The organism is Dyadobacter sediminis (genome assembly GCF_005860765.1).
In the GTDB taxonomy this organism is placed as follows: Bacteria; Bacteroidota; Bacteroidia; order Cytophagales; family Spirosomataceae; genus Dyadobacter; species Dyadobacter sediminis.
On record NZ_VCEI01000029.1, the window covers coordinates 330,514 to 355,716 of the forward strand.

General features: G+C 44.3%; 21 protein-coding genes. 10 read left to right on the forward strand and 11 right to left on the reverse strand.

Features of this window, described 5'->3' with window-relative positions; translation table 11 throughout:
- Positions 1-33 precede the first annotated feature (33 nt).
- From FEM55_RS20855 to FEM55_RS20865, 3 genes are all read right to left on the reverse strand, one after another.
- The gene (locus tag FEM55_RS20855) at positions 34-2,439 is read right to left on the reverse strand and encodes a 3-hydroxyacyl-CoA dehydrogenase/enoyl-CoA hydratase family protein (RefSeq protein WP_138283326.1); all 2,406 of its coding nucleotides are present in this window, start codon (positions 2,437-2,439) and stop codon (positions 34-36) included.
- Positions 2,440-2,602: 163 nt separating this feature from the next.
- On the reverse strand, positions 2,603-3,070 hold the full coding sequence (locus FEM55_RS20860) for a MarR family winged helix-turn-helix transcriptional regulator (protein ID WP_138283327.1): 468 nt from the start codon (positions 3,068-3,070) through the stop codon (positions 2,603-2,605).
- A 236-nt stretch (positions 3,071-3,306) separates the two neighbouring features.
- Positions 3,307-4,554: a TlpA disulfide reductase family protein gene (locus tag FEM55_RS20865; protein ID WP_138283328.1), complete on the reverse strand. Its 1,248-nt coding sequence runs from the start codon at positions 4,552-4,554 to the stop codon at positions 3,307-3,309.
- A 136-nt stretch (positions 4,555-4,690) separates the two neighbouring features.
- On the opposite strand from FEM55_RS20865, the gene rsmH reads away from it, so the two are divergent.
- The 5 genes from rsmH (at position 4,691) to mraY (ending at position 11,199) form a co-directional block, all read left to right on the forward strand.
- Positions 4,691-5,608 (forward strand): 16S rRNA (cytosine(1402)-N(4))-methyltransferase RsmH, encoded by a 918-nt coding sequence (gene rsmH, locus FEM55_RS20870; protein WP_138283329.1) that lies wholly within the window; start codon positions 4,691-4,693, stop codon positions 5,606-5,608.
- Positions 5,609-5,738: 130 nt separating this feature from the next.
- Entirely contained in the window at positions 5,739-6,149 is a 411-nt protein-coding gene (locus FEM55_RS20875) for an FtsL-like putative cell division protein (protein WP_138283330.1), read from the forward strand.
- A 58-nt stretch (positions 6,150-6,207) separates the two neighbouring features.
- Positions 6,208-8,358: a PASTA domain-containing penicillin-binding protein gene (locus tag FEM55_RS20880; protein ID WP_138283331.1), complete on the forward strand. Its 2,151-nt coding sequence runs from the start codon at positions 6,208-6,210 to the stop codon at positions 8,356-8,358.
- An 8-nt stretch (positions 8,359-8,366) separates the two neighbouring features.
- Entirely contained in the window at positions 8,367-9,848 is a 1,482-nt protein-coding gene (locus FEM55_RS20885; RefSeq protein ID WP_138283332.1) for a UDP-N-acetylmuramoyl-L-alanyl-D-glutamate--2,6-diaminopimelate ligase, read from the forward strand.
- 136 nt (positions 9,849-9,984) lie between these two features.
- The gene (mraY, locus tag FEM55_RS20890; RefSeq protein WP_138283333.1) at positions 9,985-11,199 is read left to right on the forward strand and encodes a phospho-N-acetylmuramoyl-pentapeptide-transferase; all 1,215 of its coding nucleotides are present in this window, start codon (positions 9,985-9,987) and stop codon (positions 11,197-11,199) included.
- 398 nt (positions 11,200-11,597) lie between these two features.
- Here the strand turns inward: mraY and FEM55_RS20895 are convergent, their stop codons facing one another.
- Positions 11,598-12,167: a DUF4136 domain-containing protein gene (locus FEM55_RS20895; protein WP_374756485.1), complete on the reverse strand. Its 570-nt coding sequence runs from the start codon at positions 12,165-12,167 to the stop codon at positions 11,598-11,600.
- Positions 12,168-12,264: 97 nt separating this feature from the next.
- Positions 12,265-13,299 carry a 3-dehydroquinate synthase gene (gene aroB, locus FEM55_RS20900; RefSeq protein WP_138283335.1) on the reverse strand — a complete coding sequence of 345 codons (1,035 nt, stop codon included), beginning with the start codon at positions 13,297-13,299 and terminating at the stop codon, positions 12,265-12,267.
- A gap of 303 nt (positions 13,300-13,602) precedes the next feature.
- Here aroB and FEM55_RS20905 point away from each other — a divergent pair, with 303 nt between their 5' ends.
- Positions 13,603-14,658 carry a VOC family protein gene (locus FEM55_RS20905; RefSeq protein ID WP_138283336.1) on the forward strand — a complete coding sequence of 352 codons (1,056 nt, stop codon included), beginning with the start codon at positions 13,603-13,605 and terminating at the stop codon, positions 14,656-14,658.
- Between the two features lie 49 nt (positions 14,659-14,707).
- On the opposite strand, the gene FEM55_RS20910 is transcribed toward FEM55_RS20905, so the two are convergent.
- Positions 14,708-15,691, reverse strand: coding sequence for a 1-acyl-sn-glycerol-3-phosphate acyltransferase (locus FEM55_RS20910; protein WP_138283337.1), 984 nt, complete (start codon positions 15,689-15,691; stop codon positions 14,708-14,710).
- A gap of 197 nt (positions 15,692-15,888) precedes the next feature.
- Between FEM55_RS20910 and FEM55_RS20915 the strand changes: the two genes are divergently transcribed.
- Both FEM55_RS20915 and FEM55_RS20920 read left to right on the forward strand, forming a co-directional pair.
- The gene (locus FEM55_RS20915; RefSeq protein ID WP_138283338.1) at positions 15,889-16,929 is read left to right on the forward strand and encodes an aminoglycoside phosphotransferase/kinase family protein; all 1,041 of its coding nucleotides are present in this window, start codon (positions 15,889-15,891) and stop codon (positions 16,927-16,929) included.
- A 45-nt stretch (positions 16,930-16,974) separates the two neighbouring features.
- A complete protein-coding gene (locus FEM55_RS20920; RefSeq protein ID WP_138283339.1) occupies positions 16,975-17,823 on the forward strand; it encodes a TIGR01459 family HAD-type hydrolase in 849 nt (282 codons plus the stop codon).
- A gap of 1 nt (position 17,824) precedes the next feature.
- Here FEM55_RS20920 and FEM55_RS20925 read toward each other — a convergent pair whose 3' ends face one another.
- Positions 17,825-18,835 (reverse strand): N-acetylmuramoyl-L-alanine amidase family protein, encoded by a 1,011-nt coding sequence (locus FEM55_RS20925; protein WP_138283340.1) that lies wholly within the window; start codon positions 18,833-18,835, stop codon positions 17,825-17,827.
- A gap of 154 nt (positions 18,836-18,989) precedes the next feature.
- On the opposite strand from FEM55_RS20925, the gene FEM55_RS20930 reads away from it, so the two are divergent.
- Entirely contained in the window at positions 18,990-20,531 is a 1,542-nt protein-coding gene (locus tag FEM55_RS20930; protein ID WP_138283439.1) for a YifB family Mg chelatase-like AAA ATPase, read from the forward strand.
- Between the two features lie 33 nt (positions 20,532-20,564).
- Here FEM55_RS20930 and FEM55_RS20935 read toward each other — a convergent pair whose 3' ends face one another.
- The 4 genes from FEM55_RS20935 to FEM55_RS20950 all read right to left on the reverse strand — a co-directional run bounded on the left by FEM55_RS20935 (position 20,565) and on the right by FEM55_RS20950 (position 24,377).
- The gene (locus tag FEM55_RS20935) at positions 20,565-21,428 is read right to left on the reverse strand and encodes a DUF4349 domain-containing protein (protein WP_138283341.1); all 864 of its coding nucleotides are present in this window, start codon (positions 21,426-21,428) and stop codon (positions 20,565-20,567) included.
- A 45-nt stretch (positions 21,429-21,473) separates the two neighbouring features.
- Complete coding sequence (locus FEM55_RS20940) at positions 21,474-22,283, reverse strand: hypothetical protein (RefSeq protein ID WP_138283342.1); 810 nt, start codon at positions 22,281-22,283, stop codon at positions 21,474-21,476.
- A 141-nt stretch (positions 22,284-22,424) separates the two neighbouring features.
- The gene (locus FEM55_RS20945) at positions 22,425-23,249 is read right to left on the reverse strand and encodes an enoyl-ACP reductase FabI (protein WP_138283343.1); all 825 of its coding nucleotides are present in this window, start codon (positions 23,247-23,249) and stop codon (positions 22,425-22,427) included.
- Between the two features lie 108 nt (positions 23,250-23,357).
- Entirely contained in the window at positions 23,358-24,377 is a 1,020-nt protein-coding gene (locus tag FEM55_RS20950; RefSeq protein WP_138283344.1) for an alpha/beta hydrolase, read from the reverse strand.
- A 113-nt stretch (positions 24,378-24,490) separates the two neighbouring features.
- Here FEM55_RS20950 and FEM55_RS20955 point away from each other — a divergent pair, with 113 nt between their 5' ends.
- Entirely contained in the window at positions 24,491-25,177 is a 687-nt protein-coding gene (locus FEM55_RS20955) for a response regulator transcription factor (RefSeq protein ID WP_138283345.1), read from the forward strand.
- The last annotated feature ends 26 nt before the right edge of the window (positions 25,178-25,203 follow it).

The following is a 25,203-nucleotide window of genomic DNA, read 5'->3' on the forward strand; positions in this document are numbered from 1 at the left end:
AGGCCGTATACGTCTGGCTTTATAATACGTTGCCTAATTTCTTGGCGGCTTCCCACCGTTGAGTAATCCCTGCATTCTTTCAAGTGTTTTCCTTTCGCCGCATAACGATAAAAAAGCTTCCCGTTCCAGATCCAGAAGATACTGTTCCGTTACATTCTGAGGATAACTCAAATCACCGCCATTGATCACATAAGCCAGTTTATTCGCAATTTTCGCATCGTGATCCGTGATGTAACCAGCCAGGCGCATTTGTGCAATACCGGCCATAAAGAGTGCAATACCCGTTTTTCCCTGAACTTTGATGTCATTCCGCTGCTTGGGCTGCGTGTAACCATTGTCTGCAAGGTCTATCGCAGCCTGTTTTGCTTCCGCTATAAGCCGGGACCGGTTCAGGACGATCTGGTCTTTATCCTGAAGATAATTCATTTCTCTGGCTTCGCGGGCCGAAGATGAAACTTTTGCCTGCGCAATATTCATGAATGCAGCCTGCAGAATATTCAGTTCCGGATCTCCGGACTGATACATATCCGAGCATCTCAGCGCCATTTCCTTGGTTCCTCCTCCCGCCGGAATAATCCCGACACCAAACTCCACAAGTCCCATGTACGTTTCTGCATGTGCCACAACTTTATCTGCGTGCAGATTCAGCTCACAGCCGCCGCCCAGTGCAAGCGTATGCGGCGCAGTTATAACCGGGATTGAAGAATAACGTGCACGCATCATCGTTTGCTGAAACTGTCCGATAACCATATTGATCTCGTCAAACTCCTGCTCGATGGCGAACATAAACAGCATGGCCAGATTGGCTCCCGCTGAAAACGCCTCGCTGGATTCATTGCCGATCACAAGTCCGCGAAAATCTTTTTCGGCCAGGCTGATTCCTTTTTGTATTCCTTCAATTACTTCGGAGCCCATGGTGTTCATTTTGGACCTGAACTCTAGATTCAGAATGCCGTCACCGATATCGTACAGATTTGCTCCGGCATTTTTCCAGACCACCTTTTCGGAAAGATTACCAAGTATCACGAAGCTTTCCTGGCCGGGTATTTTTTTATAGGATTTTGAAAGAACATCGTAGTAAAACCGCTTGCCGTTTTCCACTTTATAGAATGAAGAGTGGCCGTTCTCAATCATTTCATAAACCCATGAAGCCGGTTTCAGATCGAGCGCTTCCATAACGGAAAGCATCTCTTTTACGCCAATGGCATCCCAGGTTTCAAAAAGTCCGAGCTGCCAGCCGAACCCAGCCGATATGGCCTGATCGATCCTGAAAATTTCATCCGAAATTTCCGGAACACGCAAGGTGGCATAGCGGAAAATATCAGCAAATGTTTTCCGGTAAAATTCTCCGGCCTTGTCCTTGCCCGCAATCAGTACTGCAAACCTTTTGGAAACATCACCGATGGCTTTGGTACTTTCCAGCGTAGCGAACTTTACTTTTTCAGAAGGTTTATATTCAAAGGAATCAAAGTCCAGCGCAAGAATGACCGATTTGCCTTTTTCGTCTTTTATTTTTTTATAAAAACCCTGTCCGGTTTTATCGCCCAGCCATTTGTTGTCATAAAGCCTTTGCATGACATCAGGAAGTACAAAGGCATCGCGGGACTCGTCATTTCCTTCGCCGGAAGCATACAGATTATGGGCAACGTGCACCGTCGTATCCAAACCCACTACGTCCGACAAACGGTATGTTCCCGACTTCGGACGCCCGGCAACCGGCCCGGTCAGTTTATCGACCTCGTCTACACTCAGCTTCATTTCCGATGCTACACGAATGGTCTGGATCAATGCATAGATTCCCAAACGGTTTGCAATAAAACCTGGCGTATCCTTGCACAAAACGGTTGTTTTTCCCAGGAATAGATCGCCGTAATGCATCAGAAAATCAATAACAGACGGTTCCGTTTCGGCTGTTGGAATAATTTCCAGCAAACGAAGGTATCTGGGCGGATTGAAAAAGTGGGTTCCGCAGAAATTCTTTCTGAAATCCTCGCTTCTGCCTTCCGCCATGAGGTGAATGGGAATTCCCGAAGTATTGGAAGTCACCAGCGTACCCGGCTTGCGGAGTGCATCCACTTTTTCGTAAAGGCTCTTTTTGATGTCCAGCCGTTCTACAACCACTTCAATAACCCAGTCGTAATTTTTAATTTCCTGCAGGTTGTCTTCCAAATTCCCAAGCTTTATCCGGGAAGCAAATGAAGGACTGTACAAGGAAGCCGGCGTTGCTTTCAAAGTTTGCTGAAAAGAATCGTTGACGATTCTGTTGCGGAAAGCCGGATGACTGGCTGTAATGCCTTTTGCAGCTTCGGCTTCGGAAATTTCTTTTGGAACAATGTCCAGTAACAAAACTTCAACTCCTATATTGGCAAAGTGACATGCAATTCGGGAGCCCATTATTCCCGAGCCAAGTACGGCAACTTTACGGATTGAACGATTCATGGGTTTATGGTTTTTGGCGATTTGCTTTTTAGCTGTTGGCTTTTAATGATTTTTTACAGAACTATTCTTTTTGATCAATGATCAAATCTTAAGAGGCAATGGCAAACAGAAAATGAAAATTTCCGGTGGCTAAAAGCTAACGGTTAATCGCCAAAAGCTTTTCCTATTCAAAATCGTCTGTTGTTTCTCCGGCTTTCAGTTTCTGGTTTTCTTCTTCCACCAGCCTGTTGATTTCTTTAATAACGTCAAAGAAAGTCACCAGCTTGTCGAGCGGGATTTTATCGCGGATCATTGTATTGAAGGAAATGACGCCTTGCTTTGCTACTTCTCTTTTTTCCTTTCCAAGATCGGTCAATACAATCCGTACAAAGCGTTTGTCATTTTCACTTACTTCCCTTTTGATCAGGCCGCGTTCTTCCAGATTTTTAAGCATCCTGACGAGGCTTCTCGGCTCCATTCCGAGCAAAGGCGCAATTTTGGTTGCCGGGGTTCCTTTTTCAATGTCAATGTTCAGCAGCACGTAGCCTGCTGCCATTGTGGTATCATAACGCGCAGCATACGCATTGTACATTCTTGAAATGGAATGCCATGCCCATTTTATCTGGAAATCAATTGTTTTTTCCTTACGCATCCTTATTCATGTAAGTAGCTGTCAGCCATTAGCTTCTAGCTGTTAGGAAGATAAATGTTCAATAAAGAGCAAATTGTAAAACGGATCATCACAATGGATTGTAAGCAATTACATCTGATTTTACAGCCTGTTTACAAATGTAAGGAAACGGCCTACTATTATGCAAGCATACTAATTTGAGTTTAAATAAAAAATGCGCCGGAAACTACATCATCCGGCGCATTGCAGCATGTTGATCATTTTTCGCTGATCAGTTTATTCATCAGGTTGTTAAAATCAGCAACAAACTCGTCGTAATACTTGCCTGTTCCCGGACCTGAAAAGCCGGTATGGATCTCGCGTACCTTGCCTTTTTTATCAATGAAAATAGTTGTCGGATAAGACATGACTTTATTGAGCATCGGCAATGCTTTGCCCGTTGCTTCGTCGGTGTTGGTGCCGGCAAGCAAAACCGGGTATGCAATATCAAGACGTTCAACCATTCTTTTGATCTTTGGCCCGGAGATTTCCGGCTTGTCGGAACGTTCGAAAGCAAGCCCGATTATTTCCACGCCGCGATCCTTGTTTTTTTTGTACCATGGCGCAAGGAAGTTGGTTTCATCCATGCAGTTCGGGCACCACGAACCCAGAATCTGGATAATGACGGCCTTGTTTTTGAAACGCGGATCTTTCAGCGATATATTTTGCCCGTTTGCATCCGGAAAAGTAAAATCCACAGTTTTATAGCCTGGTTTCAGAAATGTAAGTTTGGTCGCATCCGGCAATGCAGCATTCGGGTCAAGACGCGCCGTCCAGCTTTTATAGCCTTTAAGCCCCGACCATAAACCGCCTTTCAGCGTTCCGTCATTCTGGATTGCTGCTTTAAACAACATCGCATTGGAACCATCGAAAGTGGACAGATACAAACTGTCACCGTTCAGACTTCCGGTTAAAAAACGGTAATCGCCGGTTGGCGTCAGAAACGAGCCTTCCACATTGCTTCCGGTTTGGGTAAGACTTCCTACGGCAAGCGTTGTATCTCCCGTTGTCTCATTTCTGAAAGTTGTTGCCCATTTGCCTGAAACATTTTTGGTCGTTGAAGCTTTTCCTTCCTGAAAGAATTTATAATTTTCTCCAAAACGTGCCTCAAACGGCAAAGAGCCCGCAACAGCCCCGTTGCTGTAACGGTAATATTTTCCTTTCAGCTGATCTCCATCTGCTTTCGCCACGATTTTGGAATCAAAAAGCTGCATGGGAATAACGAGTGAATCATTTTCAAAGTAAACCGAATCCATACGCAGCCTTTCTTTTCCGTTCACGACGTAAACGGCATATGTTTTAGCACCGGCATTTTTCGTTATATCAAGCAGTAAAGGCAAGGTTTGTCCTTCGCGGCTGAGGCTTGCGCGCCATATTCCGGTCTTTAAATCCTTTTCAGCTGATGATTTGCAGGCAGCCGGTATAATCAGTGTCAAAACACTCAGAACATAAATGATTAACTTCATATCAATAAACGATTATAAAATAACCTGCGCATTATTAATTAAATCCCTTGTAAACCGCAATTCCTACGCTTGAAAATTGCTAAGTTTGTAACTGCCACCCGGCAAGAAATAGTTCCTAATACGTTCCTTTTAACAAATGGATTTACAAAGTACATATCACGAGCCTGTCATGTTAACTGAATGCCTGGAAGGGCTTGCGATTAAACCTGAGGGCACTTATGTGGATGTGACTTTTGGCGGAGGCGGCCATTCAAAGGCAATTCTTGAGAAACTGACAACAGGCCGGCTGCTGGTTTTTGACCAGGACCCGGATGCTGCTGCCAACGCTGAGGCGCTTAAAGATAATGAAAGATTTACATTTATCGCCGCCAATTTCAGGCATCTCAAACGCTATCTCAAACTGCATAAAGCGGAAAAAGTAGACGGCATTCTGGCGGATCTGGGTGTGTCTTCACATCAGATCAACACGCCGGTAAGAGGATTTTCAACGCGCTTTGATGCCGATCTGGACATGCGCATGAATCCAAACATCGAAAAAACCGCACGTGAAGTCCTGAATTCTAGGTCTTCCGCCGAACTTCAGCGCATACTCGGCATGTATGGCGAAGTCACCAATGCACGCACGGCAGCGGAAGCGATTTTTGCAGCACGGCACAATTCACCGATTGAAACCGTCAGTGAGCTCAAAGGAATTCTGATGCGTTATGCACCCAAGCATCGTGAAAATAAATATTTCGCGCAGGTTTTTCAGGCATTGCGCATTGAAGTGAACGACGAGCTGAGCGTTCTGGAAGAGTTTCTGACACAGGTTCCGGAAGTGCTTAATTCCGGCGGAAGGCTTGTAGTCATGTCTTACCATTCGCTGGAAGACCGGCTTGTCAAAAATTTTATCCAGAAAGGAAAATTCGACGGGGAAATGGAAAAGGATTTTTACGGTAATGTCATCAAACCGCTCACAAGCGTCACCAGAAAGCCGGTAGAAGCCACTGCAGAGGAAATTGCAGCCAATCCGAGAGCGCGTAGCGCCAAATTGAGGATCGCAGAAAAGTCGTAAGCAATGAACATGTGCTTCTGGCAACTGGCTTTTAGCCGTTTGCTTTTAGGAATACAGATGTTTGACATGATCTTAAAAACGGATCGCTGCTGTTAAATTTAAGTAATAATTATCCTGACAATTTCTAGCCATGTCGGAAAATAAAAGAAGACCGAAACCTGTTCCGCCAAAACCGCCCAAACGCAAAAGGGAATACCATTTATTTAACTGGCTGAATCGTTTTTTGCCGCTGGACAAAGCTTTCGGAGAAAGGATTCCCGGAAAAGAGGAACGCTTGCCCGTTAAGTATTTTTACTATTTCGGCTGGGTTGTGATGCTTCTGGTGGCTTATGAAAGGATCGGTTTCCAGTCGGAACAATATGTAAGGAACAGCATCAAGCTCAAAAAGGAAGTAGATGACCTCCGTGCCGAATATACTTCCATTCATGCGGAATATATGAAAAGCGGGAAACAGTCGGTCGTGATTGAAAAGGTAAAAGCAGAAGGGCTGGAAGAGAACCTGAACCCGCCCAAAAAGATCATTATAAAAGAAGATGAATAGCTGTTCCGGCTTTTTCAGGACGCAATGAGTATTCTAAAATCAAGGCACTTTTCTCAAAATGGGTACAAAGAATGATATAGAAAGCGGTTCAAACAACAAGAAAGCGCTGATTAACCGGGCAAGGACGGTAGGCTGGCTGTTGTTTTGCCTTGCCATTATGGTTTTTGTCAAACTCATCCGCGTTCAGTATTACGATGAATTCAAAGGAAAGACGTGGGCTGAATATTCTGTAAAAAATGACCTGAAACTGGACACGATTCCGGCCATGCGCGGCAATATCTATTCCAGTGACAACAGCTTGCTGGCTACTTCGCTTCCTTACTATTATGTCGGATTTGATACAAAGGTGGCCGATTCGGTCTATTTTGATAATAACATTGACAAACTTGCCCGACTGCTTGCTACCAATTTCGGAGAAAATACGGCGGGCGAATACAAAGCCAAGATCAAACGTTACCGTAAAAGCAAAACCAAAAGATATTTAAGACTTAAAAGCCGGCAGATAAGCCATCTTGAAAGGGAGAAAATTAAAAGCTGGCCGTTTTTCAACCGCGACCGGAAAGGCGGCGGCGGAAAATTCGAAACCATTTACAGGCGATACAAACCTTTCAGTCCGATGGCCGACCGAACTGTAGGCGGCATTGACCCGAAAAGCGGAAGAGGATATATCGGCATAGAAGCCAGTTTTGATAAAAAGCTGGAAGGAAAATCCGGCATCGGTTGGGTGGAAATGGTGGAAGGCGGCATGAAAATTCCGGTCGGCGACGCACTGAACGTACAGCCCGAAGCCGGAAGAGATGTGTACACAACGCTGGACATGAACTTTCAGGATATGGCCGAAATTGCGTTGCGCCGGAAACTGACCGAAAGCATGGCCAATTTCGGCTGCGTGATCGTGATGGAAGTGGCAACCGGAGAAATCCGCGCCATGGCAAACCTGACCAAAAGAGGCGATGGAAAATACGAGGAAGTATTTAACTACGCCGTGGCAGGAAGTGCCGATCCCGGCTCAACCTTCAAACTGCCGACGATGATGGCCCTGCTGGAAGAAACAAAACTGGATCCGGACCGTGTTACGGTTAATACGGGTTCAGGTTCGGTAAGGTTCAGGGGAACGCAGATCAATGATTCCAAAAGAGGCGGGCACGGCGTGCTGACAGCTACACAGGTTTTTGAAAAATCGTCCAACATCGGCGTGCATCTGCTGATGCAGCGGTATTTTTTTTCCAAGCCTGATACATATCTTTCTTATCTCAAGAAATTTCACCTGACTACGCCGACCGGCATTCACATGAAAGGAGAAAAGCCTCCTTATATCAAAGACCGGACGTCCAAGCGGTGGAGCCATTATTCGCTCACTTTCATGTCATACGGATATGAAATGCAGATGACACCGCTGCAAACGCTTGCCTTGTACAATGCGGTTGCCAATGACGGTTACTGGGTACGGCCGATGATTGTCCGTGAAATCAGAAATGCTGAAGAAATTGAAGATAAAATGGAGCCATATGTTGAAGACAAACCGATTTGTTCTCCTGAAACCATCCGGAAAGTTAAAAAAATGCTGGAAGGCGTTGTAAACGAAGGTTCGGCAAAAAATATCAGTTCGGAACTTTATCAGATTGCAGGAAAAACCGGAACGGCGCAGAAGCTGATCAACGGCCAGTACACGGCCGGAAAATATTACACTTCGTTTGCGGGCTACTTTCCTGCCGACAAACCAAAATACAGCTGTATTGTCATCATTGATACGCCTCAGGGAAAAGGCGCAAACTATACGTTGTACGCAGGAAGCGTGGCCGCGCCTGTTTTCAAGGAAGTTGCAGACCGCATTTACGCCTATGACGTAAGCATTCAGAAACCGGTAAAAGACTCGCTTCCGGAAACATCGAAAGATGTGAAATGGGCCGGCAGATCTTCTGACCTGAAAATAATCAGCAAGGAACTAAATCTTACACCGGCTCCCGAAGATACCGAATACGCCGCTGCTTCTCTTTTCAAAAAAGGCAAAACCAAGTGGACGCCGCGCAGCGTTGATTCCAAAGATGTTCCCGATCTGCAGGGTATGGCCATGCGCGATGCCTTGTACATTCTGGAAAACAAAGGTTTCAGGGTTACTTTCAAAGGATCGGGAAAAGTTGTGGAACAATCGCTGCCGCCCGGCACCAATAAAACCGGAATAAAAACAATCCTTTTAACATTACAGTAATTCCTTTTATGGAAAGCAATCAGGAAAAAAAACTCAGCGACCTTTTAAACGGAATTCCGGTAATTACAATATCAGGTTCACAAGACGTTACGATCAGTAGTATTATCATAGATTCCAGAAGAGTCTTGCCGGGAAGTATGTTTGTGGCACTGCGCGGAACGCAAACGGACGGGCATCAATTTATTGAAACAACCGTGAATGCCGGCGCAAGCGCCGTACTTTGCGAAGCATTGCCTGAAAAATTGAATGATAAGGTCACTTATATTCAAACTGAAGATTCTGCGGCAGCAATGGGAATGATAGCTGCGGCTTTTTATGGCCATCCTTCGCAAAAACTTTCACTGGTCGGCGTTACGGGAACCAACGGTAAAACGTCCGTTGCCACATTCCTTTTCCAGCTTTTTCGCGCGCTGGGTTACCGATGCGGGCTTTTGTCGACCGTTCAGAACCAGATTGAAGATGAGATCATTCCTTCCACGCATACAACGCCGGATGCCGTTGCACTGAACAAACTGCTTTCGGAAATGCTGGAAAAAAACTGCAGCCATGTTTTTATGGAAGTAAGCTCGCATTCCGTGGCACAGCACCGCATTACCGGTTTGCATTTTGCAGGCGGCATTTTTACCAATATCACACACGATCACCTCGATTTTCACAAAACGTTCGATAATTACATCAAAGCCAAAAAAGGCTTTTTTGACCAGCTTCCAAAGTCTGCATTTGCGCTTGTGAATGTGGACGACCGCCGCGGATCGGTTATGGTGCAGAATACCAGAGCAAAAGTGGAAACGTATTCGCTGCAGACACTGGCTTCGTTTAAAGGCAAGATTATTTCCGATACACTGGCGGGCATGCACATGGAGATTAATCAGCAGGAAGTATGGTTCCGCGTAATCGGCCGTTTCAATGCGTATAATCTGCTGGCTGTATATGGCGCTGCGTTGCTGCTTGGCGAAAGTTCCGGAGCTGTGCTTACCGAACTTTCCAATCTGAAAAGCCCTCCCGGGCGGTTTGAACAATTTCATTCCGCCGACAATATCGTTGGCATTGTGGATTACGCACATACGCCGGACGCGCTTGAAAACGTGCTTGAAACCATTACGCATCTGCGTCATGGAAATGAAAAAGTAATTACGGTCGTTGGCTGCGGAGGAAACCGCGATGCAGAAAAAAGGCCGAAAATGGCTGCTATCGCATGCAAATACAGCAATCTTGTCATTTTGACCTCAGACAATCCGCGCTATGAAGACCCGCTGGATATTCTGGAACAAATGCGCAAAGGCGTTCCTGCGCAGGATTATAAAAAAACAATTGTAATTCCCGACAGACGTGAAGCGATTTTCAAAGCCGGCCTGGAAGCAAACCCGGAAGATATTATTCTGATTGCAGGAAAAGGCCATGAAAATTATCAGGAAATAAATGGTGTCAAGCATCATTTTGACGATAAGGAAGTTTTGCTTGAAGTTTTCAAAAAGCATCTTTCCAACTGAATTTCTGCTGTTAAAATCTGAACTTCGCTATTTCCGGATTAATAATAATCCGGAAATACGACTTTAAACCGGAAGGCCTTTTGCTTAATCTCTGAAAAAAAGCAACTTTGCAGCCATTATCCCAACACGTTCTTCAATGCTCTATTATTTATTCGATTATCTCGACAGAAATTTCAATATACCCGGTGCCGGTGTATTTCAATATATTTCTTTCAGAGCGTTAGGTGCGACGGTACTTTCGCTCTTTATTGCCGCTACTTACGGAAAAACCATCATTAATTTTTTGCGTAAAAAACAGATGGGCGAATCGATCCGTGACCTCGGGCTTGCCGGGCAGATGGAAAAAGCCGGAACGCCAACAATGGGCGGGTTCATTATTCTTGCTTCCCTGCTGATTCCCGTACTGCTTTTTGCCAAGCTAAGCAACGTATATATTATTTTGCTGATCATCACTGCTTTATGGACCGGACTGATCGGGTTTGTAGATGATTATCTTAAAAAATTCAAAAATAACAAAGACGGCCTTCACGGAAAGTTTAAAATTGTCGGACAAGTCGGCCTCGGACTGATTGTAGGCCTGACGCTTTCTTTCAGCGATAATGTAAGAATCCGGATTTATGAAAAACCGCTGCTGAGTTCCAACCTGGGCGAAATCCAGCGGTACAGAGATATGATTCATCCGACCATTACGACCATTCCTTTTACCAAAAACAACGAGTTTGATTATAAAACACTTTTGTTCGGCTGGCTTCCGGAGGAATATACCTGGGTTATTTACACCATTGTGGCTATTTTCATCATAACGGCAATCTCGAACGGTGCAAACATTACAGACGGAATTGACGGGCTGGCAGCGGGCGTTTCCGGAATTATTGCGCTTACATTGGGCGTTCTGGCTTATTTGTCGGGTAATACCAAGTTTTCACAGTACCTGAACATCATGTATATTCCGAATTCGGGTGAGCTTGTTATTTTTTGTGCGGCATTTATCGGAGCCTGCGTCGGGTTTTTATGGTATAATGCTTATCCGGCCCAGGTTTTTATGGGCGACACGGGAAGTCTGATGCTCGGCGGAGTCATTGCCGTGATTGCGCTCGCAATTCGCAAGGAATGGCTTATCCCGATTATGTGCGGCATATTCATTGCTGAAAACTTGTCCGTAATCATTCAGGTCAGTTATTTCAAATATACGCGAAGGAAATATGGAGAAGGGCGCAGGGTATTTTTAATGTCGCCTTTGCATCATCATTATCAGAAAAAAGGAATCCACGAATCCAAAATTGTAACCCGTTTCTGGATCGTAGGCATTATCCTCGCCATTCTTACTTTGGCAACTTTGAAATTAAGGTAGTTTTATCAAGCTGAAAGCTGTTGGAAAGCGGCTCTGCCGTATTGGGAACTTTGTGGTAAAAGTCATGGATTGTCATGGAAAGTCATGAGTTGTTATGCAGAGTTATGAGTTGTCATGGATTGTCATTAATTGTCATGGATTGCTACAAAAGTCATGGATTGTCATAAAAAGTCATTAGTTGTCATGGATTGTAATTGAAGAGTTATAAATTGTCATTTTTAATAAAGGCAAAAGCGTAAATAAACAGCTGCACTAAACACAACAACCCATGACTAAAAATGACAACCTATGACTAAAAATGACAATATTTGACAATAAATGACAACCCATAACTACAAATGACAATTCATAACTAGATATGACAATACTTGACTTTCCATGAAAACCCTTCCTTCCAGCTACCTTCCCACCTGCTCGCTGTATCTTCTCGGATCGTAACCTTTTGCAAAAAGCGGGTACTGGTCAAAAATACGTCTTACAACGCTCCTGTAATGGTTGTTTGAGTTTTCAACGCCATTGAAAATGCCCGAAGCATAACCTCTCCACACAACCTGATCGCTTTCTGCATCAATGAGCGAAACAATCAGCGTTCCTTTATCCAGCGCATATTTGATAGGCTCGTAGCGGAAACCGTCATTTTCGGTATCGACCCAGTTTTTGATAACCGGCTGCATATATCCCTGATAACGGAGGTTATCGTAGAAAATACCGTAATTAACGAGCAAAGTAGGTTTTTCCGCAGTCAGCTTGTAACCTCTTACCTGCATCTGGCGGCGGATGGCCTCATATATTTCTGTACAGAGATTGTTGGTATCTCTTTCGCATTCCAGAAAAGTATAGGAAGAGTAATCTTTAAAGTTGGTTTCGTAACTGTAATCGTGTTCTACAAACACCTTCCGGCCAGTGGAGCATCCTGCAATGATCATTACGAAAAGTAAAGCGGTATAAATTGTAACGTACTTCAACATAAGCATTTAATTTGTCAGGTTGTGAATAAAAATTATATAATGAATGATTTGAATTCATCTTCAATGACCAATAGCTTATGCTGATGCCTTGTTAGAACTATCCCAAATAGTAAGCTATTGCTTTACGCATTTCAGAAGCAGCTATTACTACATCGTATTCGCATTGCCCCGCTTCTTTAAGCAATGAAAACCGCACTTCTTTTCCTTTGTTCTTTTTATCCTGCCGGGTCAGCGCAATGATTTCTTCTATGTCTTCTGCCGAAATATTTACTTTTCCGTATGTTGCAAACAGAAATTCCTCGATGTCCGTCAGTGTCTGCTGATCAATCATTTTTCTTGCGAAGGACAAGTAACTTTCCATGATCATGCCGATGGCAATGGCTTCTCCGTGAAACAACCTTTGTCCTTGCGGCTTGTTTAAAAAGCACGTTTCAACCGCATGCCCGAGTGTGTGTCCGAAATTCAATATCTTCCTTAATCCCTTTTCTTTCGGGTCCTGCTCCACAACCTGCTGCTTGATCTTTACAGAATGTGCGATCAGATCCTGCCAGTTCTGGTCTTCAAAATCTTTCTGTCTGATTTCCTCCCACTTTGCCGCGTCAGCAATCAGACAGTGCTTTATAATTTCAGCAAAGCCCGACCTGATTTCCCTTTCCGGCAATGTGTTCAGGAAAGCCGGATCAATTAAGACCTTTTCGGGTAAATCAAAAACACCCAAATGGTTTTTAAATCCCTGAAAATCAATCCCCAGCTTACCGCCTACACTGGCATCCACCTGCGAAAGCAAAGTCGTTGGCACCTGTATAAAATGTATTCCACGTTTGTAAACTGCCGCACAAAATCCGCCCATATCTCCGATTACGCCCCCCCCGATATTGATCACCAGCGCATGACGGTCCAGTTCCTCTTCCGTCATTGCTTTCCAGATTTTTTCACACGTTGCCAGCGTCTTTTGCGATTCGCCTGCGGGAACCGTAACAAGGCTATGTTTCGGCAAAATTTTCTTCAAAACCGGATAACAATGCTTCTTTGTATGGTTATCAGCAATTACGATTATCTTGGAATACTGATTTGAACTTATAAACTCGGATAAACTTTCGGAAATCGGTGCAATGACTACGGACTGATTCATTCTAAAATTAAATTGAGACCCGGCCCGTCGTATATACAGCTGTATATACGACGGGTGCTTCCAAATGGATGCGTTGATAACCAGCTTTTTAAAATAATATTCTGGAAATCTCATTTAAATATATGAATTATTATGTTCATCAAATAATCAATCCGGTTCTGTATCCCAAGAAATTTTTTCTACACTCCACACTTTTATCCCAATTACACTTCGAAAGATCTGATATCGCATTTATTTTGTAAAATTGCTTTTGCTTTGACCCTTTAACCAATTTGTTTTTACAGCTTTAATTTATCTCAACAAATGAGTGCTCCGCTAATATCAGGAATTCAACAAGTAGGAATCGGTGTTCAGAATGTACCTGAAGCCTGGAAATGGTACCGCCAGATTCTTGGCTTTGACGTGCCGGTATTTGATGAAAAAGCCGAAGCACCGCTTATGACGCCGTACACCGGAGGAGCAGTTCATCAGCGGCATGCCGTGCTGGCCATTAATATGGCGGGAGGCGGCGGACTTGAGATCTGGTCATTTACAAGCCGCGTGTCGCAACCTGCTGCTTTCAGGGCCGAGCTCGGCGATCTTGGTATCAATGCAATCCGGTTCAAAACCCGGGATGTAAGAAAAGCGCATGAATGGGTACAAAGCCGTACAAACAACTCTGCAGGCGATCTGGTGAGATTTCCGGACGGCGAGGGTTTCTGGGGAAATGATCCTTACGGAAATACTTTCCAGATTACAGGCGATCAGTCCTGGTTCCAGAAAACGGACAAAGCAATTGGCGGCGTTTCCGGCGTTGTAGTCGGCGTCTCCGACATCGATAAATCGCTGGCTTTTTATAAAAGTCTTTTGCAGCCGCTGGAAGTAGTTTATGATAAAACCGGTTTTTTCAAGGATCTGCCTGCTTCCGTTTCCGGCCAGCGGTTCCGCAGAATGTTACTGCGCAAAAGCTTTACACCCGACGGCGCTTTCAGCCGGTTACTGGGCGATACAAATATTGAACTGATTCAGGCACTGGACCGTGAGCCAAAGAAAATATTCGAAAACCGGTTTTGGGGCGACTGCGGATTTATCCATTTATGCTTTGATGCGCTGAATATGGATGCACTGAAAACGAAGCTGCAATCGGAAGGCTATCCGTTTACGATTGACAGTGAAAGGTCCTTCGGTATGGAATCCGCAGCCGGCCGATTCGCCTATCTGGAAGATCCCGACGGAACTTTGATCGAACTGGTCGAAACGCACAAACTGCCGATTCTGAAGAAAATAGGCTGGTTTCTGGATATACAAAAAAGAAAAGACCAAAAACCATTGCCCGACTGGATACTGAAACTCATGAGTTTAAGCCGGGTTAAAGATTGATTTTTATAAAACAGTTTTACAAGTGATTGTAGTGATTTGAAAATGGCAATCACTTGTAATATCTTCCGCAAAACCAGGCAAGCAAAGGAAGCGCAAAAAATAGAATTAAACCCGCCTGCCAGCCAGCAAAAATCCCCAGAATTACAGAAAGCAGCAATACAGTAAGCGGATACAGGTACATAAGCAATCCAAACAGGACGGAATCATAAAACACGGATCGTGCCGTAAGCTTTGCCGCTTTTTTCTCAAAAAACGAATACAATGGCTTATGGATCGTACGTCCGAGCCAGCCAATCGCCCGGAACAATGCATTTCCCCTTTCAGGAACCGTGCAGTTTTCAAAAAAAGCGTTTAATTCCTTCGTATGCTCGTCTTTCGGCAAATCAGCCGGCAAAGTCAGAATTTCGTTGTTCATGCGTACGGTAAGAATCTCATTGAACTCGCGCAGCCATTTTTCATATTCCAAAGGGCTTGTCAAAATGTCGTCCTGACTGATTTCCTTTCCAAAACGCAGCATAACCCGTTTTCCCGGACCGCGGAAATGTTCATAATTAACGCCGGTCGGGATTACTTTCATGTCGGGCAAAGCGTCGTCGCTGAACCAGATCTGATGTGCCATGCGCGCCGTTCCTTTTCCCAGCGGCCTGAGCCGCCATTCATTGACACAAACCCCTTCTGAAAAAACAACAACCGAGTCGCCGGCTTTCAGTGCATTATGGCTTTCCTGCGCCGTATTGTCATGATTTTTAAGATATTGCCTTCCTTCCGACCCGCGAAAAACGGGAATAAGGTTGATCTGGCGAAGCCAGAAAGCAACGGCAGGCTTTTTGAAAACATCACCGCGTGTGAGCGTATGAATGGGCTTGTCCAGAACCGATCCGATAACCACCGCATCAAAAAAGGAATCGGGATGATTGGATGCCAGAAGCATCGGGGTTCTTTTTGGCAGTTTATCAAAATTGACTACGCAAAGCTTTTTAAGATAAACGGGAAGTGCCAGACGGACCAGAAAACGGGAGAAGTAGTAAAACAAGGTATGTAAAGTATTTTTTTGGTTTGTAAAATTATTCAAAGTTTTGAAATAAGCCTTGCCTGTAAAAGCTCCCGAATATTCATTTTCCAATATAAATATTACTAATATGCCGAAAATCGTCTTTGCGCTCCTTTGAAGTTGCTACCTTTGAAATATTTTAAGTTGCGACAAGCACTAAGGCTTAATGAAAAATAATAATGCGTTTAAAAGATTATCCTGAAATTATCCGAAAAGCCTGGGCAGGATTTGATAATTCGATTGGAGTAAAATTTGTGGAAGATATAAGTGCCAAAGTATCAACGAATCACGTTTTCAGAGTTACTTTGGACAATGATGACAAGGTCATTGCAAAACTTTCGTATTTCGGGAAGTACGAGCATTTCAAGGAAGATCACCGGATTATTCAGGCGCTTTCCAATAATCTGCTGTATCCGTTTGAAAATGTTCTGGCAAAGTCACTTGTAAAAAATAATCAGGTTTATACCTACCGCTATCAGGAAGATTTTATCGATACCTGGGTTGTTTTTTACAATCCGATCCGGGCTATGAACCGGCTTCCGAGAAGGCTGGATGAAACGCATATCCGGAAACTCGGGACTGAAACGGCAAAATTCCATCTGGCCTGTTTCCGGGCCAGCAAGTCGATTCCCAAATCGTCCAAAAACCTGCGTACAGACATTCAGCACCTGCGGGATATCTTGGAAACGGATACCGGACAATATGAGCACAGAGGCTACATTCACACGCTGAACAGACAATGCGATATTTTTATGAAGAACATTCAGAGGCTGAATGTCGCTTCTTTTGACAAAATGCCTGTGTTTGTAGACTGGAATATCGGTAACTTTTCGGTAACCGAAGATCTGAAATTATATTCGCGCTGGGATTACGACTGGTTTCGCGTGTCGACCAGAATTATGGATTTTTATTTTTTCAGCAGAGTAGTTTCCAATGTTGGCGACAGAACCGTTTTCAGTTATCTGATGAGTACATTGAATGAAGACCGGTTTATGATCTTTCTTCAGGAATATCACAAAGTATATCCGCTGACAGAAAACGAAGTCCGGTTTATGAAAGAAGCTTACCGCTTTTTCATTCTGAACTATGTTGTCAAATATGGTAAATATTTCTTTCACAGATCGTATTGTACAAAATTGCAGAAGGAAGCATATGAACTTTATTTTCCATCCATTGACGGCTTCGACGAAGAAAAAATTCTGAGAGCCCTGAAAATATAGGCTGTTACGTTTCCGGTTTCACTCCTTACTTTAGACATCCCCTTTATGATTCTTGACAATTTCAAATCCGTTATATCTAAATACGAAGTCGTTTTCTTTGATGCCTTCGGCGTTTTAAAGACATATAACGGACTTATTCCCGGCATTGAAAATACTTTCAAATACCTGAAAGAGAACGGAAAGGATTTTTATGTTGTAACCAATGACGCTTCACGCAGCCCGGATCAGCTTGCGGAATCGTATGTAAGGCTCGGAATCAATGACATTACGCCGGACCGCATCATTTCTTCAGGAATGCTGGCAAGGGAATATCTTGAACTGAAAGTACGCAACGGCATTGTTGCTTACCTCGGCACGGACAACTCCGCGCATTACCTTGAAACGTCCAAGTTGAAAACGGTTTCAATCCGGAATCTTAACCTGGATTCGGTCGGTGATGTAAGCGCACTTGTTTTTCTGGACGACGAAGGTTTTGACTGGAACACCGATCTGACCAAAACGCTCAATTTGTTGCGCAAACGTAATATTCCGGTTATCGTAGCGAATACGGATAAAACGTATCCTGCATCCAAAAGCCGCTTGTCCATTGCCGTGGGTGCACTGGCCAAAATGATTGAAGATACGATTGGCAGACAGTTTATACGCTTCGGAAAACCCGATCCGCAGATGTTTATTTTTGCTTATCAGCATATCAAGAATTATCCGGATATCAGCAAAAGGGATATTTTAATGGTCGGCGATACGCTGCATACGGATATTCTGGGCGGCAATAAATTCGGTCTCGATACCGCACTGGTTTTAACCGGAAACACGCAGGCTGAAGACGCTGAAGTAAGAATCAGAAGTGCAGGCATTATCCCGACTTACATCTGTGTGTCTGCCGTTGTGGACTGATTTATTTCCGGCTTTCCGGATTTGAAAAATTTATATAATATTCCTTTGCCCTTTGTAGTTCCTGTGCCGATTCCTGCGGCTTGCCTGTCATTTTCAGGATTGCGGCCCGGCTTTTATGGCATTTGGCAGCTACATAAGAATCCGGAAAGGAACGCGCAGAACGGGTGAAAAGCTCATAAGCCTGACGCAGCGAAGCAGTGTCCTTTTTCGACATCAGTTTTTGGCCTTCCAGAAAATCCTGATGCCAGCGCTTGGCAACGGGCGTCATGCGTTCCGCTTCCTGAAAAACTTTAAAAGCCGGAATAACGGGCAAAATGGAATTTTTTGGAGCTACTTTCTGAACGGGTTTTGAAAAAAATACTTCGAGCGCGTCGGTAAAAGCAAGTGCTTCTTTTCTGTTGTGTTCTTCCTGTCTGAGTTTCTGTTCTTCTTCTGCATTGGTAAAAAAAGAGGCTTCGGCCAGAACAGCGGGAATGCCGTACGTATTTCTTAAAACCGAAGCGCCGGATTCTGCAAAAATGGTAAAGTCCGAAACAAGCGAAACCGGCGTTTCGGGCTTATGCAAATGTTTCAGCAAACTGGATGCAAGTGCTTTGCCAAAGTCAACACTCGCTGTATTTTCAGACGCATTGCCGTGAAAGTAAATGATCGGGAAATTGACCGATGAATCCGCAGTGGCATTGTGATGAATGGAAACAAACAAGTCGGCTTTGTTGTCCACGGCAAGTTTGGCACGGTCCGGAAGCGGAATGAATTTGTCTTCTGTTCTTGTCATAATGACGGTTGCTCCTTTTTCTTCCAGCATTTTTCGCAACAAGATTCCTACGCGCAGATTGACCCATTCTTCCCGTTCTCCGGCCGGTCCTACGCGGTAGCTGTCCGTCAATGCGGTACCGCCGTGCCCGGGATCCACACAAATGATTTTTCCTTTTAATGTGCTTTCAACGTTTTGGGAAAAAGCAGGGTTTTGGAAAACCGTTAACAGAAACAGCAATGCAAGAAACTTAATCATTGGAAAGACCAGGAAATTTTTGAATAAAATAGACAGGTTTTGACTGATCAGCAAGCAATATCCCAATTATGCTATGTTTTTAGTAATTCCTGCTATTTTTGCCAAAGATCCTGAAAAGAATTCAGGACAAATTATCACAGAACAATACACACACATGCTAGCAAAAACTTTCGGAAGTGCCGTTTTCGGCGTGGACGCCACCCTGATTACCATAGAAGTAACCGTAGCGCAGGGACTGGGCTTTTACATGGTCGGGCTTGCAGACAGCGCGGTAAAGGAAAGTCAGCAACGGGTTGAAGCTTCATTAAAATACTTCGATTATAAAATGCCGAGGCAAAAGCTGGTTGTAAATCTGGCACCTGCCGATATCCGCAAAGAAGGTTCCGCGTACGATCTGCCCATTGCACTTTGTATTCTGAACGCATCCGAACAGCTTGCTTGCGAACGTAGTCTTGAAGATTACATCATCATGGGCGAACTGTCACTTGACGGAACGCTGAGGCCGATCAAAGGCGTGCTTCCCATAGCCATCGAAGCCCGCAAACAAGGTTTTAAAGGATTTATCCTGCCAGCAGAAAATGCGCATGAAGCCGCTATTGTCAATAACATTGACGTTATTCCTGTAGAAACGCTGAGCGATGCGATTGTCTTTATTGAAGGGAAAAAAGATATTCAGCCGCTGCTTGTCGACACACGTGATCTGTTTTTCACTTCCCAGAATGAATACGATGCCGATTTTGAACACGTTCAGGGTCAGGAAAATATCAAACGTGCATTGGAAATAACCGCTGCCGGCGGACACAATGCCATTATGATCGGGCCGCCAGGCGCAGGAAAAACGATGCTGGCAAAGCGCATTCCGGGCATACTTCCTCCGTTGAGCCTGCCGGAAGCATTGGAAACAACAAAAATCCATTCCGTAGCCGGCAAACTCGGGAAAAGGGCAACACTTGTTTCCCGCAGGCCGTTTCGTGCGCCGCATCATTCCATCAGCGATGCTGCGCTTGTGGGCGGAGGAAGTTTTCCGCAGCCCGGTGAAATTTCACTCGCGCATAACGGCGTACTGTTTCTGGACGAACTTCCCGAATTCAAGAGAACGGTGCTGGAAGTCATGCGCCAGCCGCTGGAAGAACGAAAAGTAAGTATTTCAAGAGCCAGAATGACTGTGGAATTTCCGGCAAACTTTATGCTTATTGCCAGCATGAATCCATGTCCGTGCGGCTATTACAATCATCCGGAAAAAGAATGCGTTTGCGGCCCCGGCGTTGTACAGAAATATCTGAACAAAATCAGCGGTCCGCTTTTGGACCGGATTGATTTACATGTGGAAGTAACGCCGGTCTCATTTGACCAGATTGCCTCGACACGCAAGTCGGAAAGCAGCGAACAAATCCGTTCAAGGGTTATTAAAGCCAGAGAAAGACAATCCGAGCGATTTAAAAGTAAAAGGGAAATTTACTCCAATGCCATGATGACGCCTGAAATGGTGAAAGAAATTTGCGTGATCGGAGAAGCGGGCAAGGCACTTTTGAAGAAGGCAATGGAAAGGCTCGGACTCTCTGCAAGAGCTTACGACCGCATTCTGAAAGTTTCACGCACGATCGCCGACCTTGCGGACAGCGATGAAATCCGAGTCGAACATCTGGCCGAAGCCATTCAATACCGCAGTCTGGACCGTGAAAACTGGGCCGGTTGAAAAGGAACTGTAACTGATTTTTTAGCTACCGATTTACAAACTGCCAATTGCATCAGCCAGGCGTTTCCTTTTTCTACGCCTGCTAAAAGCAATATACAATGCTATTGTAATCAGGAGAAAAGGCCAGATGTTTATTACTGCAAGCAAGGCAGAAAGCAAATTTTCCCAGCCAGTGACTATGGAGGATTTTACCTGATATGAAAAAACTGCTGGAGTTGAGCTGATTTTGTAAAACTTGATATTGAGTGTAGAATATTGAACCTCATCTGTCAGAAGTTTCAATTGTCCTTCGGTAGATTCTATTTCAGTGCGAATGGTACCGAGTTCTTTTTCGATACTGAGAATATCCTTGATATTGGATGCTTTTTCCAGAAGCTGAAGGTAACGTGATTCTATTTGCTTCTTTGTTTTAAGCGTAATTTCCGTATCTACAAACTCAGCGGTCACATCCTTTACATCGATTACACGATTATCAAAATACGGTACTCCTTCAGTTGCAGAGTCAAGAAAAGTGTCGAATTGGACAGAAGGCACGCGTATGATCAGCATGAAACTAATTTTATCCGCCGACTTATCCTGCTTATCCAATGAGACATAAGCATGATGTTTGGAAACAGCGGCCATAATCTGACTTCGGGTTTTTTCAGCATCCGTTGTCTCAAACTCAATTGTTCCTTGCCGGATCAGTTTTTTCGAAGCAGCATGTTGCTGAACAACTTTGGGAACCGGTTTTCCCGAATTTGGTTCCGGCACTTGCATGAAATCTACTCGCGACATTAAGTCTTCCTGTTCATTCGGGTTTGAGCAGGATGTAATTAGTAAAAATGAGAAGAACAACAAGATTAAATGTTTCATAAGGAGGAAATAAGTGTGTGAAAATTTACAAAATATATGCAAGTAAATTATACATTTTGTATTAATTATTTTCCTTAACGAACCAACTTACATTTCCTCAATACTTACGCCTCCGAGTTCCTGAAAAAGCGTTTGCCAGTAATGCGTTACATGCGGGTTGTTTTCCTTTGTGGAAGCAGTCGGTTCGAACGGGGAAACAATCGTGACCTGCGGAGAACCAATTGCATATTGCTGCAATTGTTTGAAATCTTCCTTGGCTTCTTTTTCTGCCTGCGCATCGTTTGTTGGCGGCGCTTTGTGGAAATCGCGGCGGCCCTCGCCTTTTACGCTTTCCACCATATCGCTGAAATAATAAACTTTCACGTCCGAACCGGCTTCACCTGCTTTGGCAATGACGGGCATACTGGCCCAAATGTCTGTGGATTGATTGGAAAACCCTGTATTCTGCTGATTCAGTTTGGTTAGAAGCTGTCTCAGATAAATGCTTTTTTCCCGTTGCAATGCAAGCTGAAAGGCTGTTTCAATTCCTTCGCGGTCCGTTGCATTGACACCTTCCGTGTTATCTTTTTCACTGCGGACAGTCAGCGACAAGGCCCGTGCCTTGGAAGTATTTTCATGAATGAAATAAACTTCCAGCTTGTCACCTTTATTTTTCATGTTACTTTCAACAATATCAGTCAGTGCCTGGCGGTATTTTTCATTGACGTAGCTTTTGTTCACATTGACGCTCTGTGTTTTATCCAGAAACACAAGTGTATGCATCGGCGTATCCGATTTCGTCTGCGTAGTTTCTTTCTCACTGCTGCAAGCTGCAAGGACAATAATAATTCCCGAAAGAAATGCCAGTTTTTGACTTAAAATTTTTCTGAAAAGAGCGCGGTTTGGCTGAGGATCCATATTGATAATTATTTAGCGAAACTAACTGGTTCACAAATATCATACAACGCGGAACGGACGAGCGGCTGAATTATTTTAACAAAAAAGCAAAAACCCTTCAAAACAGATGCTTTGAAGGGTTTTACATTAAATATTCTGAAGTTATTGCTGGCTTTGCTTCTGGATCATTTCAACCAGTTCCTCGGAAATACCCGTTGAGGAATATCCGCCGTCGTGGTAAAGATTCTGCATGGTTACGAAGCGTGTAAGGTCAGAGAACAGCGTAATGGCGTAATTTGCGCAATCGTCGGCTGTTGCGTTTCCGAGCGGGCTCATTTTTTCAGCAAAGTCGTAGAATGCATCAAAGCCATCGATTCCCGATCCTGCTTTTGTTTTGGTCGGTGACTGTGAAATGGTATTGACACGTACATTTTTTGCTTTTCCATAGCGGTAACCGTAGCTTCTTGCAATACTTTCCAGCATGGCTTTTGCCTCGGCCATATCGCTGTAAAAAGAATACGTACGCTGCGCGGCAATGTAAGACAGAGCAACAACGGAACCCCAGTCATTGATCGCGTCCTGTTTTTCAGCGACCTGCAGAAACTTGTGCAGCGAAAGGGCCGATATATCCAGGCCTTTCTGCATCCATTCATAATTAAGATCGCCATAGGACTTTCCTTTACGGACATTCACCGACATACCGATGGAATGCAGCACGAAATCGATTTTACCGCCCAGAATTTCAACGGACTTTGAGAACAGGTTTTCTATATCTTCAACGGAAGTAGCATCCGCAGGAATGATTTCGGCATCGCATTGCTTTGCCAGATCATTTATGGCGCCCATCCGCATTGCAATCGGCGCGTTTGTAAGTGTGAAAATGGCACCTTCTTCCTTTGCTTTCAATGCTACTTTCCACGCAATTGAATTTTCATCAAGTGCACCCGAGATAATTCCTCTTTTTCCTTTTAACAAACCGTAAGCCATACTTTCCTTTTATTATTTAGGATAATGTCATTTTTGATGCGGCAAAATAAAGCATTTTGCCGGGTTTAACCATACATTTTGCATTGCATGCATTTGCGCCGCATAAGTTCAAGGTAAAACCGGCGTGTTTTCTACTTGCTTAAGATGCAGCTTTTCCCGGAAAAATTCATCTGTAGCTTCATAGACTCCCTTTATATCTTTGGAACGAAGCCGCGATGCTATCACATGATCTCCGGCTTCAGGAAACGCTTTTTCAACTTTCAAATCCGCCGGCGTTCCCAGTTCTGCAAACATTTCCTTTATTGCTTTTACTGAAACCACCGGATCCTGTTCTTTTTCATTTTTATAATAATAGCCTACAAAAACAGGCATTTTTATTTTTTCATAAACTTCCTTCCGGGCAATCGCATCGATCATTTGCTGCAAGGTCACCAGCCCGTTCGTATTGTAACCCTGAAGCCAGTATTTTGCCTGCTCGGGATCTTTATCGGTCGGCAAGCGGTGACCGCCCATTACGACATGCAATATTTGTTTTCCCCACGGCCCGGTCATCAGTTTGAGCGCAGGATTGGCAACGGCCATGCAGGGTGAATAAAGTACAATTCCTTTTATTTCAGGATTATTGGCCGCAAGATAAACCGAAAGCAAACCGCCGGCCGAAGTTCCGATAACGATCACGCTGTCACCGAGCACCTTGCCGATTGCCAGCGCCCGCTTTGCCCCGTTCAGGAAATTTTCAGGCGTAAGATCGTCAAATGCATTCGGATCACTGATGCCGGCATCGTGCAGACGGGCCATATACAGATTGGCTCCATATCTTTTGGCAAGATCCCGGTGAACCGGATCGCCTTCCGCCCAGCTGGCTCCAAAGCCGTGAATGTAAACAATGCTGTACGGTGTTTTTTGTTTTTTTGAACTGTCTGCCCATACAATCCGCGCTTCATTGTCCGGCTTCAGCAGCCTGGTTTCCTTTTCTGTATGGTTAATTTCCTGTTCCAGTCCGACCAGATCGGCAGTGACAGTCGGAAGCTTAGGATTCAGTTGTGCATCGGGTACGTCAGGACCGACGAGAAAAACGATCAGGATGACTGCAAGGATACCAATAATCCAAAACACGGCTTTTAACATTTTTTATAAATTAAGAAGTTTTACGCACCCGAAAGATCACTAGTTTTGGGCATTTATTTATATGCCGCCGTTGCGGTTTTACTATCTTGCAAACATATTATTAATCTTTAAATATGCCCAATCTTTTACTTGTCGAAGATGACAGCAATCTGGGGTCTTTACTTCAGGAATATCTGATTGATAAAGGTTATCCTACGGACCTGGCTACTGACGGCCAGAGAGGCTGGCAATGTTTTGTAGATAACAAATATGATCTTTGTATTTTTGATGTGATGATGCCGAAAAAAGACGGTTTTTCACTGGCAAAAGAAGTAAGAATGAGCGGACGCGATGTTCCGATCATCTTTCTGACGGCAAAATCTATGAAAGAAGATACCATGCAGGGTTTTCGGGCAGGCGCGGATGACTATGTGACCAAACCATTTGACAGAGAGGAATTGCTGCTCCGCATTGAAGCCATTCTGAGAAGATATAAAAAGCAGCCGGATGCGCAGGATGAAACAAATGTTTTCCAGGTAGGACAATTTACATTTGATTACAGCCATCAGCAACTCAAAGCCGGTGACAAATCCACAAGGCTTACAAGCAAGGAATCGGAGCTGCTCCGGCTTTTCTGCCAGAACCTTAATCAGCCGATCAGCAGAAGTTTTGCGCTTAAAACCATTTGGGGCAACGATTCTTATTTTAATGCCAGAAGCATGGATGTATATATTACCAAGCTGAGGAAATATCTTAAGGAAGATCAGTCCATTCAGATTATGAACCTGCACGGCGAAGGATTCAAGCTGATGGTCGGCTGAACCCGAAGCTGGATCAATCTGCAAAA

What these genes read in the sequence shown, in the direction of transcription:
- FEM55_RS20855 (WP_138283326.1), bottom strand. Translation starts at nt 2,439, where the DNA reads ATGAATCGTTCAATCCGTAAAGTTGCCGTACTTGGCTCGGGAATAATG.
- FEM55_RS20860 (WP_138283327.1), bottom strand. Translation starts at nt 3,070, where the DNA reads ATGCGTAAGGAAAAAACAATTGATTTCCAGATAAAATGGGCATGGCAT.
- FEM55_RS20865 (WP_138283328.1), bottom strand. Translation starts at nt 4,554, where the DNA reads ATGAAGTTAATCATTTATGTTCTGAGTGTTTTGACACTGATTATACCG.
- rsmH (WP_138283329.1), top strand. Translation starts at nt 4,691, where the DNA reads ATGGATTTACAAAGTACATATCACGAGCCTGTCATGTTAACTGAATGC.
- FEM55_RS20875 (WP_138283330.1), top strand. Translation starts at nt 5,739, where the DNA reads ATGTCGGAAAATAAAAGAAGACCGAAACCTGTTCCGCCAAAACCGCCC.
- FEM55_RS20880 (WP_138283331.1), top strand. Translation starts at nt 6,208, where the DNA reads ATGGGTACAAAGAATGATATAGAAAGCGGTTCAAACAACAAGAAAGCG.
- FEM55_RS20885 (WP_138283332.1), top strand. Translation starts at nt 8,367, where the DNA reads ATGGAAAGCAATCAGGAAAAAAAACTCAGCGACCTTTTAAACGGAATT.
- mraY (WP_138283333.1), top strand. Translation starts at nt 9,985, where the DNA reads ATGCTCTATTATTTATTCGATTATCTCGACAGAAATTTCAATATACCC.
- FEM55_RS20895 (WP_374756485.1), bottom strand. Translation starts at nt 12,167, where the DNA reads ATGTTGAAGTACGTTACAATTTATACCGCTTTACTTTTCGTAATGATC.
- aroB (WP_138283335.1), bottom strand. Translation starts at nt 13,299, where the DNA reads ATGAATCAGTCCGTAGTCATTGCACCGATTTCCGAAAGTTTATCCGAG.
- FEM55_RS20905 (WP_138283336.1), top strand. Translation starts at nt 13,603, where the DNA reads ATGAGTGCTCCGCTAATATCAGGAATTCAACAAGTAGGAATCGGTGTT.
- FEM55_RS20915 (WP_138283338.1), top strand. Translation starts at nt 15,889, where the DNA reads ATGCGTTTAAAAGATTATCCTGAAATTATCCGAAAAGCCTGGGCAGGA.
- FEM55_RS20920 (WP_138283339.1), top strand. Translation starts at nt 16,975, where the DNA reads ATGATTCTTGACAATTTCAAATCCGTTATATCTAAATACGAAGTCGTT.
- FEM55_RS20925 (WP_138283340.1), bottom strand. Translation starts at nt 18,835, where the DNA reads ATGATTAAGTTTCTTGCATTGCTGTTTCTGTTAACGGTTTTCCAAAAC.
- FEM55_RS20930 (WP_138283439.1), top strand. Translation starts at nt 18,990, where the DNA reads ATGCTAGCAAAAACTTTCGGAAGTGCCGTTTTCGGCGTGGACGCCACC.
- FEM55_RS20940 (WP_138283342.1), bottom strand. Translation starts at nt 22,283, where the DNA reads ATGGATCCTCAGCCAAACCGCGCTCTTTTCAGAAAAATTTTAAGTCAA.
- FEM55_RS20945 (WP_138283343.1), bottom strand. Translation starts at nt 23,249, where the DNA reads ATGGCTTACGGTTTGTTAAAAGGAAAAAGAGGAATTATCTCGGGTGCA.
- FEM55_RS20950 (WP_138283344.1), bottom strand. Translation starts at nt 24,377, where the DNA reads ATGTTAAAAGCCGTGTTTTGGATTATTGGTATCCTTGCAGTCATCCTG.
- FEM55_RS20955 (WP_138283345.1), top strand. Translation starts at nt 24,491, where the DNA reads ATGCCCAATCTTTTACTTGTCGAAGATGACAGCAATCTGGGGTCTTTA.